Here is a 14,149-nt window from a genome sequence, read left to right as displayed (position 1 = left end):
CCATACTATTTTACGTAAGACCATCTGAAACATGCAGATTCCGACGTCAGTCCGCATTCACAAGTAACCCAGAACGCTTTACTCAGTGCCTAGCCCCGCTGATACTGCAAGCAGCGCCCCTTGTAAGGCAACTCCTTGCCCTCGGGCGTGAAGATAGGCCGGTCACGCAAACACACTTGCCGTACCAGCTCAAAGCCGTAGTGCTCCATTTCCTGGGTGAACTTATTGCGATGCCCCCGGTCCGGATCCACCAGCCAGACTTCGGCCTGCTCTTTCGCACGTTGATTGACCAGCTCTGCCAATTGAACGGGTGTATTGCCTTCATAAAGCAGGTCGCTACCCACGATCAGATCGTAACGCTGCTTGGCAGGTATCAGGCCCAAGGAAGCCAGCAAATCGGGGCAGGACTGCTCACCCCACTGCGCATGAACATACGGCAAATCGGACAAACCGTTCAACGCCTGATTCAACTTCAAGAAATGAGGCACCATAGGATGACAATCGCTGGCGTGAATGTTTGCGCCACGTTTATGCATCATCAAACTGGTCAGACCCAAACCGCAGCCCAACTCCAGAATGCTTTCACCCTCCCGAACCGGACGGTTTTTCAGTTTGCGCGCCAGTTGAATGCTGGATGGCCATAGCAAGCCGAACAAGGGCCAGACAGCCGAGCCTATCCCCAAAGATTGTGCGTGTCCCAACGGGTCGGCGTATTGCATGTGATCGGCCAAGGAACGAATACGTAACGATTCTCTGGACGAGATTCGTATATGCTGGATACGGGTTGTTAACTTGGCGGGCGTGGATGAGGTCGAGCCATATGAGTTTGACATAGACTCATAATCGTCCATATTCACGCAAAAAGCGAATTTTTAATTATTTTGTCGTCGTTTAAACTATAGATAGCAGAATTTAAACGAATTTCCGCTTAACGCCGCTGATAAGGACCGCTATTGTTCAAAGAACTGATTAACGACCTCAACGACCATTCCATCGTGGAACCTGACATCTTTCTGGACGTCCCCTTCGTCCCCAGCGATGACCAAGTCATCGACACCCTGCTGCAACTGGCTCAGACCGGGCACAAGGACATCTTGTATGACCTGGGCTGTGGCGATGGGCGTATTGTCATTGCCGCCGCCAAAAAATACCGCTGCACCAGCATCGGCATAGAACTGGACCCGCTGCGCGTTGCCGACGCCATGGAGCATGCTGGCCATGCAGGTGTGGAGTATCTGGTGGACTTTGTGGAAGAGGATCTGTTTACCGCAGACTTCAGCCAGGCCACCATCGTGACCTTGTACTTGATGGACACTATCAACGCCATCCTGCGCCCGCGCTTATTGCAAGAGCTGCGGCCCGGTGCGCGCATTGTGTCGCACGCCTTTGATATGGGCGATTGGGAAGCTGATGAGATCCTGCATGTGGGCGGCATCAAAATCTACAAATGGATTGTGCCGGCACAGGTTGCGGGTGAATGGGAGTGGGAAGGTCTGGACGGGACGGACTACCGCTTGCAGCTCAAGCAGCGTTATCAAAATGTCAGCGGGAAAATCTGGATGAATGGCAAGCCCGCGCTGCTGACCGATCTTTATCTGTCCGGCGATTGTCTGGAACTAAGCGCACAGGCCGGTGCGGCCTCCCCCGTCATCAGCTCCAACCTGTACTTCGACCATCAGGAACTGCTGTCCGTAGAAGAGGCACAAGAAGAAGCCTGATCCCGCAGGCCCCCTGCCGATGGCTCGTCCACTGCCTGCGCAGGCACTCACAGATTACTGACAAAGAGAAACGTCTCTTAACGGCATATCGCGCTGACAATGCTAGGCTGTTCTAACCCTTGTTTATCAAGCAAAGGAATCAGCCTTATGCGTTTTTCTTCCCTCAAAGCGCGATGCGCAATGGCCTTGGCCACCGTCAGCGCCACCCTTGCCTTGTCGGCCCCGTCACTGGCGGACGTCATTATTCCCATGAACCTGGCTACCGAAAGCGGTGCTGGCGAGCAAATCGGCCAGGTCAGCGTTCGGCAGACTGAACACGGTCTGGTTTTCACGCCAGATCTGAAAAATCTCAAACCCGGTGTACATGGTTTCCATATACATGAGAACGCCAGCTGCGCGCCCAGCGAGAAAGACGGCAAGGTAACGCCTGCCGGGGCAGCCGGTGGCCATCTGGACCCTAACAAGACCGGCAAGCACGGTTTCCCATGGGGCAATGGACACCTGGGTGATTTGCCCGCCCTGTATGTTCAGGCCGACGGCAGTGCCAGCACTCCCGTTCTGGCTCCGCGCCTGAAGTCCCTGGATCAGATCAAGGGCCGAGCCCTGATGATCCACGAAGGCGGTGACAACCACTCCGATCACCCTGCACCACTGGGCGGCGGTGCCGGACGTTTTGCTTGCGGAGTGATCAAGTAAGCGCCTTCATCCCTTTAACTTTTTCAAGGAGAGACCATGAACGAAACGATTGAATCTTCCTTTGAACAACTGCAAGAGATGATCAAGGACATTCGCTTTGCGATGTTCGTTACCCATTCGGAGGGCGGCCAGCTTCATGCCTGGCCCATGACCACGCAACAGGCCAAGATGGGTTCAAGACAGGAGGACGTTGAGCACGACAAGCTCTGGTTCTTCATGGCCAGGTCCAGCCAGGTGGTTCACAATCTGGTGGTCAACCCTCATGTCAACGTCAGCTACGCCGACCCCAAAACTGACACCTATGTGTCGGTTTCGGGCATGGCCAGCGTTGTGGACTCCATGAATCAAAAGGAGCGCTTCTGGAACACGCTGGTCGAGGCCTGGTTTGAAGAAGGCATTACCGATCCGGATGTTGCTTTGGTCTGCGTACAGATAGACAGTGCCGAGTACTGGAGCGTGCGTGAAGGCAAGCTGGCCCAGGCAGGCAAGATGCTCAAAGCAACCCTGATGGGTGAGCAACTGACAGAAATGGGGGAGCACGGCAAAATCAGCCCTGCCACCCAACCAGATCGTTGAATGTAGCCTGCTTGTTCACTGAAACCTGACGCCCGGCCTTGCGCCGGGCTTTTGCTGGCAGTCTGGGGGATGCAGGCGTTCCCCCTCGGTCAACGTCCTTCCAGAAGCCGGGCAATGCGCGTGTACAAAGGCCCGGTCAGCACCAGCACACATACCATGCGAGCAACTTGGAAAGAGGTCACCATAGGCGCGCCCAACTGCAGGACTTTGGCGGTGATGGCCATCTCTGCAATGCCGCCAGGGCTGACACCCAGCACCAAAGTCGGGTAGGCAATATCAGACAGCCGATACAGGCCGTAGGCAAAGCCAAATGCCAAGGCCAGGTTGATTATATTGCTGACGGCGGCAACGCCCAGATAACGGGGTGCCCGACGGAAAAAATCCGGGCCGAACTTATCACCCAAAGCCCAGCCAATGCACAACTGCCCCAGGTTGGAAATTTCTACCGGCAAGCCCGACAAAACAATATCCTTGTACGTCAGGATGGCCACCACCAGCAACGGCCCTAACACCCAGGGATTGGGCAGGCGCAACACTTGAAAGATAAACCCTGCGGCACTGCTCAAGAGCACCAAAAGAGCCAGACCGGGCAAGTTCAGAAAGTCGGGTCTGACCACCGCCCCGGCCTGCTCACCCGAAAAACCCAAGGCCTCGAATGCAAAGGGAATAATCACCACCACCATCAACACCCGCAGGCCATGTGCAGAGGCAACCAGATCCGGGCGTGCGCCGTAACGCTCCGCCAGCCCTGTCATCTCGCTGGCCCCCCCTACCGCGCTGGCAAACCAGGCCGTACGCAGGTCCGTACCGGCAAAGCGAGTCAACATGAAGGCACCCATACAGCACAAGATCAGCGCAAACACCATGCCCATCACAATGAACACGGCATTGCTGCCAATCAGGTGAACCATGGCGGGGGTGAAATAAAGCCCTAGAGAGGCCCCAATAACCCACTGCCCTGCGTTACGCGCCAGCGGCATGCAGGCGGCCGGACTACCGGCCATTTTTGTGGCCGCCGTCAGGATCAAGGCACCCAACATCCAGGGCAAGGGCATACTCAGCCAAGCAGCCACCCAGGCCCCTATCAAGGCCACGCCAAAACCTAGGGCAATTCGAAACCAGTTAGCCATAACAAACACGACAAGACCAGGCCGCAGCCTGGTTCTCCCTCCCAATATCCCCCACCCAACCGGTGGGGGCCACCTCATTATATTTTGTCGTGTCCTTGCTTGCGGGCCGTAATACGACGCAACACGATCGGACCTACGCTAACTAAAACAGCAGCGATCCACAAGCCAATGGAAATGTTGCTCTCGAACAGAATACCGATTTCGCCATTCGTAATAGAGAGCGCACGACGCAAATTCTGCTCCATCATATTGCCCAGAACCACGCCCAGCACCATGGGCGCCATAGGCACATTCATCTTACGCAGGAAATAGCCCAGGACACCGATACCGACGACCAACAGCAGATCAAACGTCGTGCCGTTGATGGCATAAACACCGATATAGCTAATCGCCAAAATACCCGGCACCAACAAGCGCGGAGGAATCGCCAGCATGGAAGCAAATACCCGCACCATAGGCACGTTCATCAGAAACAGCATGACGTTGGCGACCATCAAGGAGGCAATCAAGCCCCAGACAATCTGTGGCTGCGACTCAAACAGCGCTGGCCCCGGCGTGATGTTGTAAAGCGTCAAAGCCCCCATCATGACCGCTGTCGTGCCCGAGCCGGGCACACCCAGCGTCAACATGGGAATAAAGGAGCCGGTTGCCGCACTGTTATTGGCCGCTTCGGGCGCAGCCAGGCCTCGCAAATCGCCCTGCCCAAACATGGCATTGGGGTCCTTGCCTTCGATGTATTTTTTCTCGTTAGCATAGGTTACTGCTGAAGCCACACTGGCCCCGGCACCGGGCAAGATACCGATAAAAAAGCCCATCACGCCCCCGCGTATGGTGCTCCACCACGTCATGCGCAACTCTCGCCAATTAAAGAGCTTGCGTTTGCTTTTAGGCACCTCAATCGACACACCGCCCAGCAGGTTCTCCAGCATCTGCAGCATCTCGGCCACAGCAAACAAACCGATCACAACAACGACAAAATCAATACCGTCTGCCAGGTTCGGAATGTCAAAACTGTATCGGTACACCCCCGAGTTCGCATCCACCCCAATCGTAGAGATGAACAGGCCCACCATGGCTGCCAGGATACCTTTGACAGGCTCATCCCCCAACAAGCTGGTCAAGGCACAAAAGGCAAAGACCATCAGTACAAAATACTCGGCAGGACCGAATGCAACGGCCCAACCCGCCAGCATGGGGGCCAGCAGCACAATCCCGCAAATGGCAATCGTGGAACCGATAAAAGACGCAAAAGCGGACAAGGACAAGGCCACACTGGCCATGCCTTTACGTGCCAGCGGATAACCATCCAATGTCGTCATGACCGCGGCTGCTTCGCCCGGCACATTGATCAAGATGGATGTAATACGTCCACCGTATTCAGCACCCACGTACACGGCCGCCAATAAAATCAAGGCAGACTCGGGCGGCAATTTCATTGCAAACGCAATAGGCACCAGCATGGCGACACCGTTGATAGGCCCCAGCCCCGGCAAAACGCCCACAATGGTGCCAATAAAAGCACCAATAGCGGCCACCAGCAGATTCTGGGCAGAGAACGCAACACCAAAACCGACACTTAAATAGTCAAGAATAGAGCTCATAACCACTCTCCCAGGATGCCGTACGGCAGAACCACATCCAGGCCCAGGTCAAACAACAGAAACAAGCCCACGCCCATCGCCAGCCCGCCAATAAGGGCCTGCTTCCAGGAGCCGCCAAACAAACGCCCAACCAGTGTCGCCATAATCGTGGTGGCGACAATAAAGCCCAACCATTGAAAGAGCCAGGCATAGGCCGCCAGATACGCCACCATCATCAAAATGCGGCCGTTGGCACCCGGTGGATTGGCAGCCACTTGCCCTCCGCCCTTGATCATCAAGCGCAAGCCACACAGGGCGATAATCAGCGCCAGCAGCAAGGGAAAGGCTTTGGGCCCGACGGGCTCATAGGAAAAAGGGGGTTCTAGGTCGTAGCCAAAGGCGGTGATCAAGGCGGCAAGCACCAACGCACCCACGCCTAACACGCGATCATTTAGCGTCATGATGGAATCTCCGGATTCACCCGCCATGGACGGCGGGGCAAAAGGCGGTGTTCCCGATCCAAAAAACGGGGGAACACCGTACAGATTTACTTCTTGATCAGGCCGAAAGAATCAGCCAACTCGCGATACTGAACCACGCGTTGTTTGACATAGGCGTCCAGTTCGGAACCGGTCATGTTGAACGGGAACAAACCTTGCTGTGTTTGCAAGCGGGTAAATTCAGGCGTTTTCATCAGACGATCAAAGGCTTGAACCCACCATTGATACTGCTCGTCAGAGACTTTGGGACCAACGTAAAAACCGCGAATAATCGGCCATTCAATATCAAAGCCTTGCTCTTTGGCAGTAGGAACATCAGCCAAGGCACCCTCCAGTCGCTTGTCATTGAACACGGCCAATACGCGGATGGGAGCCCCCCCTTCCAACATCGTGTGTGCCTCGGCAGCGTCACCCATATAGGCCTGAACGTGACCACCTCGCAACGCTGTGATGGCTTCGCCACCGCCTTCAAACGCTACAAAACGCATTTTGCGAAAATCCACATCGGCGGCACGCGCTGTCAAGGCGGCTTTCATCCAATCCTGGCCGCCAACAGACCCGCCCGCCCCCAACACGATTTTGCTCGGGTCAGCCTTGAAGGCCTCCATCAAGGACTTCAGATCCTGATAGGGTGAGTCATTACGTACGATAGCAACACCGTAATCACTACCTATCGATGCCAGCCAGCGCACATCTTCTACCGAATACTTGCCAAACTTGCCCTGCGCCAGATTAAGCAAGGAGCCGCCGGAGAAGGCAGCAATCGCATTGCCGTCGCCTGGGCGCTGAGCCACGATGTGGTTATACGCGACCGCTCCCACACCACCGGGCATGTAAACGGTGCGCATGGCATTTTCCAGCAACTTGGTTTCCAGAAAACCGTTGACGGCCACGCGGCAGGTCAAATCAAAGCCGCCACCGGGTTGGGCCGGAGCAATACACTCAGGTTTGGACGGTTGCTGGGCATGTACACCGCTCAAACTGCTCAGGCCCAAAATGCTGCTCGCAAGCAGCACCCGTAGTTTCGTGTGAATAGTCATTGGATCGCCTCCTGGATGATCGTCGTCGTTGTAATGGTTGCGACCTTACCGGAGCGAAGCTTTCGCCTAGCTTTCAATTACCCTGAAAACCGCCAATCTCAAGGGTATACCCTAGATTAAAAGATCAATGCTTGAGCGTCTCAAACGCCAAACGCACGATCAAGCCGCGCTGCTGTGGCCCAGCCTGCAAGCTCATGCGAGCACCATGAATTTGAGCGATAGCCTGCACAATCGCCAAACCCAGCCCCGAACCCTGCAAAGCCTTGCCCGCCTCTCCCCGCCGAAAGCGATGGCCCGCCTTGGCCATATCGTCTGCACTCATGCCCGGGCCGTCATCCTCCACTTGCAGATAACACATTCCGCCCTCTTGCCTGACAGACACGGTAATGCGAGCACCCCGTGGGCAGTACTTGATGGCATTGCTGACGATATTGCTCAAGGCCTGCTGCAACAGCCAAGCCTCTCCCGCCACTCGCACCGGCTTTGAAGGGACATCCAGCCCCAGATCCTGACGACGCGATCGAGCCAGGCTCCACAGCTCGTCAACCACCAACCCTGCCTGCTGACACAGATCCACTGTTCCCAGGGCAGCACGGCTGCGCAACTGATCAGCCGCATCACGCACCCGCGACAGGGCCACCATTTGATGCGTCATCTGGGCCGTATTATTCAAACGCGACTGAATCGCCTCCAGCACCTCTTTCATTTCTTCTGTCTTGGCCAGGGTCAGGGCAAAATCCACCTGAGTCAGCAAAACGGCCAAAGGCGTTTTCAACTGGTGAGAAGCATCATCCAGAAATTGCTGCTGCTCGCGTGACTTACGCGCATAGCGATCCATATGCAAATTAATGGTCTGCACCAAGGGACGCACTTCTCGGGGCAGGCTGGCCTCGCTGATGGGCTCCAGATTATCGGGAGAGCGATACCGTACCTCTGCGCTCAGCTTGCGCAAAGGGCGCAACGCCAGCAAGGTCCCCACCAAAATCAGCACAGTAAAAAGGCTGAGAACCGCCACATCCTGAATCAGATTCTGAATAATGACTTTACGGATGAACTCGTCACGCTCGCTCAAATTCTCGCCCGCCTGGATCAAGACACGACTGTCCTGATACGTCTGCAGCCGCCCATCCGACTCCAGCGCCACCGCCGCAATACGTAAAGGCTCTCCCAAATAGTGCGCGTCATAAAAAACAGGCTGATTGCTCACCAGCCTGCCCGGCGGCAAAGGCATGCCAGTAAACCCTATTTCCGACAAACCATCTTCGGTGGCCACCCGGAAATACACCTGACTGCTGATGGTGTATTCCATGAACTCCATCATGTAGTAGGACTGCTCCATGGCCAGCCCACCACTAATCGTCATCAAATTGGCCGACATGGATTTCAACGCCCCCGCCAAGGCCCGATCAAACGCCGCATTGACCTGATCTTTCAGTGTCATGCTGGAAATGAACAGGGACACTGCCGAAGTCAGCAAGGCCGCCGGAATCAGCATGACCAACAAAGTGCGACGCAGACTGCTCAAGGCCATAGAGGCTCCTGCAAAGACATGAACTTACGGTTCATCTTCGCTGACCGGCTCCAGGCAATAGCCTATGCCGCGCAAGGTAATGATGTGGACATCCGAGGCCTGCAGCTTTTTGCGCAAACGATGCACCAGCACCTCGATAGCCTCGATATTGATTTCATCTTCATCTTTCTCATTGAGCCGGTCCAAAATGAACTGCTTGTTCACAGGCTCACCACTACGCTGCACCAGAATGCGCAATACCTCGGCCTCACGCGGTGACACGGACAAGAGCGCACCGTCCAGCGTAAAACGCTGTGTGGACAAGTCATAGACCAGGCTGGCACACGCCATACGGGGCTTGTCCTTGCCACGGCTACGACGAATCAAGGCGTTGACGCGGGCCACCAGCTCTTCAATACGAAACGGCTTGGGCAGAAAATCGTCGGCACCACACTCCAGCGCTTCTACCCGCTCCTGCAAAGAATCACGCGCCGTGAGAATCAACACAGGAGTACGGTTATCCTCCGAGCGCAAGCGGGCCAGCAAGGTGCGCCCATCCATGCCCGGCAAACCCAAGTCCAGAACCAGCGCATCAAATTCCTCGACCTGCAGACGGTGATAGGCCACCATCCCGTCGTTGGACCACTCAACCGAAAACCCTTTCTTTTGCAAGCTGCGGGTCAGCCACAGGGCCAAGTCAGGCTCGTCTTCAATCAATAAAATTCGCATGGCGGATAGTAAAAAAGAAAACAGAACAGAAGCAATAGTACGCCGCTGGACCTTATTGACCGCGCTTTACGCGCTAATGGGTTCGGTCAGCTCCAGTACAAAACGACGTAACCAGCGACTTTGCTCATCGTGCTCTTTGTTGATATCCCAAATCATGGACACCACAAACGACGGGACACGCAACGGGACGGGCGAGACAGCCAGGCGGCTATTGCACTCGGCAAAAGAGCGGGCGGCGTAATCAGGCATGGTCAGCACCAAAGGGCTGCCAATAATCGCGTTGATCGCGCCGGAAAAGTGAGTGAACGAGGCCTTGACCTTGCGCTGCAGACGCTCGGCATCAAATAGCTCATCCACAAAACCCCGCAAGCCATCAAAAGACACACGTCCATGATGGGCATGCAGATACTCCTGCTTGCTAATAGGCGTCGAAAACTGGATGGACTCCTTATCGTATATGCAGATATATGAGGCAGGAAACAGCACTTGAGACTTGTGCATGGTGCTCAGGAATTTGGGGCTGGAACAGATCGCCAGATCCGCCCCATGCTCTTGCATGCTTTGCGGCCATAAATAGCTGTTGGTTTGATAGAAAGAAAAGCCGATCGTCCAGCCCTGCTCGTCAGCCATGCGAATCATGCGTTTGGCCAGCATATTTTCCAGATCGTCAGACAAGGCAATACGAAAAACCCGACTGGAGCGTCGTGGATCAAACTCTTGATCGGAGGTGACCAGCGCCGAAATGCTTTTCAAGGCTTCGGATATCTGCGGGGCAATCTCCAAGGCACGATGCGTAGGCGTCATTCCGTGCGAGCCACGCGTGAACAACTCGTCGTTAAAGACCACCCGCAACTTGCGCAAGGACGCACTGACCGCACCCTGGGTCAGAAACAAGGCATTGGCGGCTTTGGTGACGCTGCGCTCGTTCATCAAGCACTGAAACACCAACAGCAGGTTCAAATCCACGCGCCTGATATTAGCAATATTAATTGAAGCCATTTTTCTAATTAGTTTGAATAATTATTTGGCTTGATTAGACTAAAAATCACTCACAACCACAATAAGGGTCAGGTATTTATCTGCCCCGCTCGAGGAGACCTCTATGGGCACTGCTACCATCGCCCCTTCACATGCCAATTCGGCCCCCCCAGGCCAGCCGGCCCTAAGTCGAAAACAAGTGCTTGCCGTGGGTATCGGCAACTTTATGGAATGGTTTGATTTCGCAATTTACGGCTACTTTGCAGCCGTTATCGGCAGCATTTACTTTCCCTCTGACGCCACGGGCGTCTCCCTCTTGTCGTCCTTGGCCGTGTTCGCGGTGGGCTTTGTCTCGCGTCCCTTTGGTGCCCTGATTCTGGGGCCCATTGGCGACCGTTTTGGCCGCAAGACCGTGCTGATGATTACCGTTTTTGGCATGGGCGTCTTTACCACCTTGATTGGTCTGCTGCCCGGCTATGCCACCATCGGCATTGCCGCTCCCATCCTGTTGATCATTCTGCGCTTTCTACAAGGGATGATGGTGGGCGGTGAGTGGTCGGCCGCCGGTATTTTCCTGGTGGAAAGCGCCCCCGCCAATCGTCGCGCCAGCGCCGCCAGCGTGGTGACCTTCACGGCCGGTATCGCCTTTCTGGTGGGAACTGCCACGGCCGCCGCCATCAACGCCAACCTGAGCCAAGAACAGGTCTACAACTGGGGCTGGCGTGTACCTTTCGTGTTGTCCATTGTGATGACCTTCATTGCGGTGTTTATTCGTCGCAAACTGAACGACACCCCTATCTACCACGAGCTGCAGGAAAAGAAAGCCAACAACACCCTGGAGCGCGTCTCGCCCAAGGACAAGTTCAACGCCTTTGTACTGTCCTTTGCTTTCTCCGCGCTGTTTCTGGTGTCGCTGTACTACTTCATCACCTACGCCAATAACCATCTGGTTTCCGTTCTGGGCATGAGCAAGACAAACGCTCTGTGGCTGTGCAGCGCCGCGTTAGTGGTGTATTGCATTTTGCACCCGCTGGTTGGCCGTTTCTCGGACCACTACGGTCGTCGCAAACTGGCCTTGTTCGCCGCCGCTGGCCTGACCATCATGGCCTACCCGATTTTTCTCATGATGAATACCGGCAAACCGGCTCTGATCCTGTTGAGCCTGACTATCCTGGCTTTTCTAGTCGCCATTTCCGCCGTCATGAACGTGGTGCTGCTGGTAGAGGTATTCCCGGCCTCGATCCGCTCCACAGGCGCTGCCCTGGGTCACAACGTCTCGTCGGCACTGCTGGCCGGCCCAGGCCCCTTCATTGCCGCTGCCCTGATCCAGTACACCGGTAACCCGAACGTACCGGCCTGGTACCTGGCTGCCGTATCCCTGGTGTGCTTCCTGATCCTGTATACCCGCCTGCCCGAAACCAAAAACGTGGACTTGTCCGCAGGCTGACTTTTAAAGGAGAGCTAGTTATGAGCAAAGTTGCTGTTATACAAGCGGCGTCCATCCCGTTTGACTCTGCCAGCAGTGTCGAAAAAGCCGCTGCCATCTTGCAGCGCGTGGCTGCCAACGGCGCCACCCTGGCTGTCTTTCCTGAAGCCTTTCTGGGGGGATACCCCAAAGGCATCAGCTTTGGCAGCGTCATCGGCAACCGTCGTCCCGAGGGCCGGGCCCTCTACCAGATGTATGTAGAAGGCGCCGTCACCCTGGGCGGCCCTGAGCTGGAAGCACTGGCCGATGCCGTCACTCAAACCGGTGTGTACACCGTGATGGGTGTGATCGAAAAAATGGGCCGTACCCTGTACTGCACCGCGCTGACACTGGCTCCCGGCCAAGGCGTGGTGGGTATCCACCGCAAACTGATGCCGACAGGCCAGGAGCGTCTGGTCTGGGGCTTTGGCGATGGCTCCACCCTGGGTACCGTCGATACTCCCATGGGTCGCATCGGCAAGGTGATCTGCTGGGAAAACTACATGCCGGCCCTGCGTCAGACCATGTATGCCCAAGGCACCGAGCTGTACTGCACTCCCACGGCAGACGACCGCCCCACCTGGGCCTCTTCCATGATTCACATCGCCGTTGAAGGCCGTGTATTTGTGCTGTCCGCCTGCCAGGCTATCCGCCTGAACAACTACCCCGAATCCTTCCAGAAAGAGTTTGCTCTACCCGGCGAATTTGCGCCAGACAGCTACGTCATGCACGGCGGCAGCATGATCGTCAGCCCCACCGGCGAAGTGCTGGCCGGCCCGGTGTTTGACGAAGAAACCGAACTGTACGCCGAGCTGGATATGGACCTACTCAAACAGGCCAATCTGGACTTTGACGTCTACGGCCACTACTCGCGCCCTGACATCTTCTCCCTGCATGTCGACACCCGCGCCAAACAGGTTGTGAAACTGCAAACCGAAGACTCGGGCGAATAAAACCACTGCATCTCGCCCCTCAAAAAAACCGGCCCCATCGCGCTTTTGACGTGATGGGGCCAGACCTGCTTCAGAGCCAAGTACAGCCTGCTCTCTGTGCCTACTCTTTCCTGTGACAGCTTTCTTCTTTATCCCGTTGGCTCTAGCTCAAGGCCAACGGGTCCAGCACGGGCTGATACGTAGACACCTGCAACTGCGTCTCGTCCAGACCCATTCCCTGCGCCAGAAGAGCCAACATAGCCTGGCTCAACGGAACAAGACCTTTCTCGATCACGTTATATTCCGCCACACTGATCCCCAGCCGGCCGGCCAGGCGTTCGCGCTTGATCTCCAGATACTCGCGCCAGGCTCGAATCAAAGTCCAGCGATGCGTGCGCATATCCTTGAGCACCGCATACGGAATCCCTTTATCCGAACGCACAAAACGCGGTGCGGCCACCAGCTTGCGCACACACTCGTCTTTCATGGCATCGCGTGTCAACAGATGGGCATACAACACAGCCTGCTCGGGCAATGTGCGAGGATCGGTATCTTCAGTGGTCAATAAATACGTGTTCATCATGGCTGACAAATCTAGGGATGTAAGGTGACGGTGAACCATGAACTTACCGACCCGCTCCAGCCCAGTCTGTCAGATAATTCTGAAAGTGCCCCCTGCCAGCCCTCCCGACTGACCCTGATCAACAAAATACGCCCACACAAACCATAAAAAATGCCCCTGAACACGTTCAGAGGCACTCGTCCAAAACACAGCACGGCGCATATCAACAACAACAACAACAACAACAACAACAACAACAACAACAACAACAACCAAACCACACGACACCACGTCTAGATACATGAAGGCCTAGGGCCACCCAAGCACAGCGCCATAAAGTCGTGAAGTCGTGAAGTCGTGAAGTCGTGAAGTCTCCAAAGCATCGCGCAATGAAAGCCCAAATCAAAAGCCCAGAGTCAGCCCTCCTAAGGCATGAATTCCCTGAGAGCCCCTCTGGCCTGCGCCGGGGCCTTGGGGCGATTCAGAGCGCTTGCCGCAGGCGGGAGATCAGGCAGGGGTACAAGCACCCAGTTGTTTGAACCCGACGCTTGCACTTGGTCCGGGGGACCAAGTACCGGGTGAGTTCTGGGTGCGCCCTGCCTGATCTCTGGCCAAGGGGACCGGTGCGCAGCACCGGCAAGTGCTCAAGCCCCCAGGCCCCGGCGCAGGCCAGAGGGGCGTCTTCACTGAGACAATTCCTACCTAATCGTTAAGCAATCCCCAAAAACCAAAA

General features: G+C 55.7%; 15 protein-coding genes. 5 read left to right on the top strand and 10 right to left on the bottom strand.

Translation table 11 applies throughout. The features are described 5' to 3' along the window. Positions 1-89: 89 nt before the first annotated feature. The gene (locus AB7E06_RS08780) at positions 90-833 is read right to left on the bottom strand and encodes a class I SAM-dependent methyltransferase (protein WP_094198447.1); all 744 of its coding nucleotides are present in this window, start codon (positions 831-833) and stop codon (positions 90-92) included. Positions 834-953: 120 nt separating this feature from the next. On the opposite strand from AB7E06_RS08780, the gene AB7E06_RS08775 reads away from it, so the two are divergent. The 3 genes from AB7E06_RS08775 (at position 954) to AB7E06_RS08765 (ending at position 2,990) form a co-directional block, all read left to right on the top strand. Further along, on the top strand, positions 954-1,718 hold the full coding sequence (locus tag AB7E06_RS08775) for a class I SAM-dependent methyltransferase (RefSeq protein WP_427956372.1): 765 nt from the start codon (positions 954-956) through the stop codon (positions 1,716-1,718). A gap of 147 nt (positions 1,719-1,865) precedes the next feature. Then, positions 1,866-2,414, top strand: coding sequence for a superoxide dismutase family protein (gene sodC, locus AB7E06_RS08770; protein WP_108728443.1), 549 nt, complete (start codon positions 1,866-1,868; stop codon positions 2,412-2,414). A gap of 36 nt (positions 2,415-2,450) precedes the next feature. Further along, complete coding sequence (locus tag AB7E06_RS08765) at positions 2,451-2,990, top strand: pyridoxamine 5'-phosphate oxidase family protein (protein ID WP_264672139.1); 540 nt, start codon at positions 2,451-2,453, stop codon at positions 2,988-2,990. An 89-nt stretch (positions 2,991-3,079) separates the two neighbouring features. On the opposite strand, the gene AB7E06_RS08760 is transcribed toward AB7E06_RS08765, so the two are convergent. The 7 genes from AB7E06_RS08760 to AB7E06_RS08730 form a co-directional block, all read right to left on the bottom strand. After that, a complete protein-coding gene (locus AB7E06_RS08760) occupies positions 3,080-4,120 on the bottom strand; it encodes an AbrB family transcriptional regulator (protein ID WP_094197920.1) in 1,041 nt (346 codons plus the stop codon). A 77-nt stretch (positions 4,121-4,197) separates the two neighbouring features. Continuing rightward, on the bottom strand, positions 4,198-5,721 hold the full coding sequence (locus AB7E06_RS08755; RefSeq protein ID WP_108728442.1) for a tripartite tricarboxylate transporter permease: 1,524 nt from the start codon (positions 5,719-5,721) through the stop codon (positions 4,198-4,200). Further along, complete coding sequence (locus AB7E06_RS08750) at positions 5,718-6,161, bottom strand: tripartite tricarboxylate transporter TctB family protein (protein WP_094197922.1); 444 nt, start codon at positions 6,159-6,161, stop codon at positions 5,718-5,720. Before AB7E06_RS08750 ends, AB7E06_RS08755 begins: the two co-directional genes overlap by 4 nt. Positions 6,162-6,247: 86 nt before the next feature. Beyond that, a complete protein-coding gene (locus AB7E06_RS08745; protein WP_427956367.1) occupies positions 6,248-7,240 on the bottom strand; it encodes a Bug family tripartite tricarboxylate transporter substrate binding protein in 993 nt (330 codons plus the stop codon). 124 nt (positions 7,241-7,364) lie between these two features. Then, entirely contained in the window at positions 7,365-8,771 is a 1,407-nt protein-coding gene (locus AB7E06_RS08740) for a sensor histidine kinase (RefSeq protein WP_230019351.1), read from the bottom strand. Positions 8,772-8,795: 24 nt separating this feature from the next. Further along, entirely contained in the window at positions 8,796-9,479 is a 684-nt protein-coding gene (locus tag AB7E06_RS08735; RefSeq protein ID WP_108728440.1) for a response regulator, read from the bottom strand. 66 nt (positions 9,480-9,545) lie between these two features. After that, positions 9,546-10,445, bottom strand: a complete 900-nt coding sequence (locus AB7E06_RS08730; protein WP_249494441.1) for a LysR family transcriptional regulator — start codon at positions 10,443-10,445, stop codon at positions 9,546-9,548. Positions 10,446-10,581: 136 nt separating this feature from the next. On the opposite strand from AB7E06_RS08730, the gene AB7E06_RS08725 reads away from it, so the two are divergent. Next, positions 10,582-11,904 carry an MFS transporter gene (locus tag AB7E06_RS08725; protein ID WP_321268644.1) on the top strand — a complete coding sequence of 441 codons (1,323 nt, stop codon included), beginning with the start codon at positions 10,582-10,584 and terminating at the stop codon, positions 11,902-11,904. A 20-nt stretch (positions 11,905-11,924) separates the two neighbouring features. Continuing rightward, on the top strand, positions 11,925-12,875 hold the full coding sequence (locus tag AB7E06_RS08720; protein ID WP_108728439.1) for a carbon-nitrogen hydrolase family protein: 951 nt from the start codon (positions 11,925-11,927) through the stop codon (positions 12,873-12,875). Between the two features lie 142 nt (positions 12,876-13,017). Here AB7E06_RS08720 and AB7E06_RS08715 read toward each other — a convergent pair whose 3' ends face one another. Both AB7E06_RS08715 and AB7E06_RS08710 read right to left on the bottom strand, forming a co-directional pair. Next, positions 13,018-13,437 carry a helix-turn-helix domain-containing protein gene (locus AB7E06_RS08715; RefSeq protein WP_159063959.1) on the bottom strand — a complete coding sequence of 140 codons (420 nt, stop codon included), beginning with the start codon at positions 13,435-13,437 and terminating at the stop codon, positions 13,018-13,020. A 69-nt stretch (positions 13,438-13,506) separates the two neighbouring features. Continuing rightward, positions 13,507-13,719: a hypothetical protein gene (locus tag AB7E06_RS08710; protein WP_427956361.1), complete on the bottom strand. Its 213-nt coding sequence runs from the start codon at positions 13,717-13,719 to the stop codon at positions 13,507-13,509. Positions 13,720-14,149 lie beyond the last annotated feature (430 nt).

The organism is Alcaligenes sp., assembly GCF_050255915.1.
GTDB lineage: Bacteria > Pseudomonadota > Gammaproteobacteria > Burkholderiales > Burkholderiaceae_B > Alcaligenes > Alcaligenes aquatilis.
The sequence above is the reverse complement of the archived record's forward strand: the minus strand, read 5'-3'. Positions and strand labels throughout refer to the sequence as shown.

Excerpts from the sequence above, each read along its gene's own strand:
- AB7E06_RS08750 (WP_094197922.1), bottom strand. The coding sequence starts at position 6,161 with ATGACGCTAAATGATCGCGTGTTAGGCGTGGGTGCGTTGGTGCTTGCC.
- AB7E06_RS08710 (WP_427956361.1), bottom strand. The coding sequence starts at position 13,719 with ATGTATCTAGACGTGGTGTCGTGTGGTTTGGTTGTTGTTGTTGTTGTT.
- AB7E06_RS08755 (WP_108728442.1), bottom strand. The coding sequence starts at position 5,721 with ATGAGCTCTATTCTTGACTATTTAAGTGTCGGTTTTGGTGTTGCGTTC.
- AB7E06_RS08720 (WP_108728439.1), top strand. The coding sequence starts at position 11,925 with ATGAGCAAAGTTGCTGTTATACAAGCGGCGTCCATCCCGTTTGACTCT.
- AB7E06_RS08725 (WP_321268644.1), top strand. The coding sequence starts at position 10,582 with ATGGGCACTGCTACCATCGCCCCTTCACATGCCAATTCGGCCCCCCCA.
- AB7E06_RS08715 (WP_159063959.1), bottom strand. The coding sequence starts at position 13,437 with ATGATGAACACGTATTTATTGACCACTGAAGATACCGATCCTCGCACA.
- AB7E06_RS08760 (WP_094197920.1), bottom strand. The coding sequence starts at position 4,120 with ATGGCTAACTGGTTTCGAATTGCCCTAGGTTTTGGCGTGGCCTTGATA.
- AB7E06_RS08735 (WP_108728440.1), bottom strand. The coding sequence starts at position 9,479 with ATGCGAATTTTATTGATTGAAGACGAGCCTGACTTGGCCCTGTGGCTG.
- AB7E06_RS08745 (WP_427956367.1), bottom strand. The coding sequence starts at position 7,240 with ATGACTATTCACACGAAACTACGGGTGCTGCTTGCGAGCAGCATTTTG.
- sodC (WP_108728443.1), top strand. The coding sequence starts at position 1,866 with ATGCGTTTTTCTTCCCTCAAAGCGCGATGCGCAATGGCCTTGGCCACC.
- AB7E06_RS08765 (WP_264672139.1), top strand. The coding sequence starts at position 2,451 with ATGAACGAAACGATTGAATCTTCCTTTGAACAACTGCAAGAGATGATC.
- AB7E06_RS08740 (WP_230019351.1), bottom strand. The coding sequence starts at position 8,771 with ATGGCCTTGAGCAGTCTGCGTCGCACTTTGTTGGTCATGCTGATTCCG.
- AB7E06_RS08780 (WP_094198447.1), bottom strand. The coding sequence starts at position 833 with ATGTCAAACTCATATGGCTCGACCTCATCCACGCCCGCCAAGTTAACA.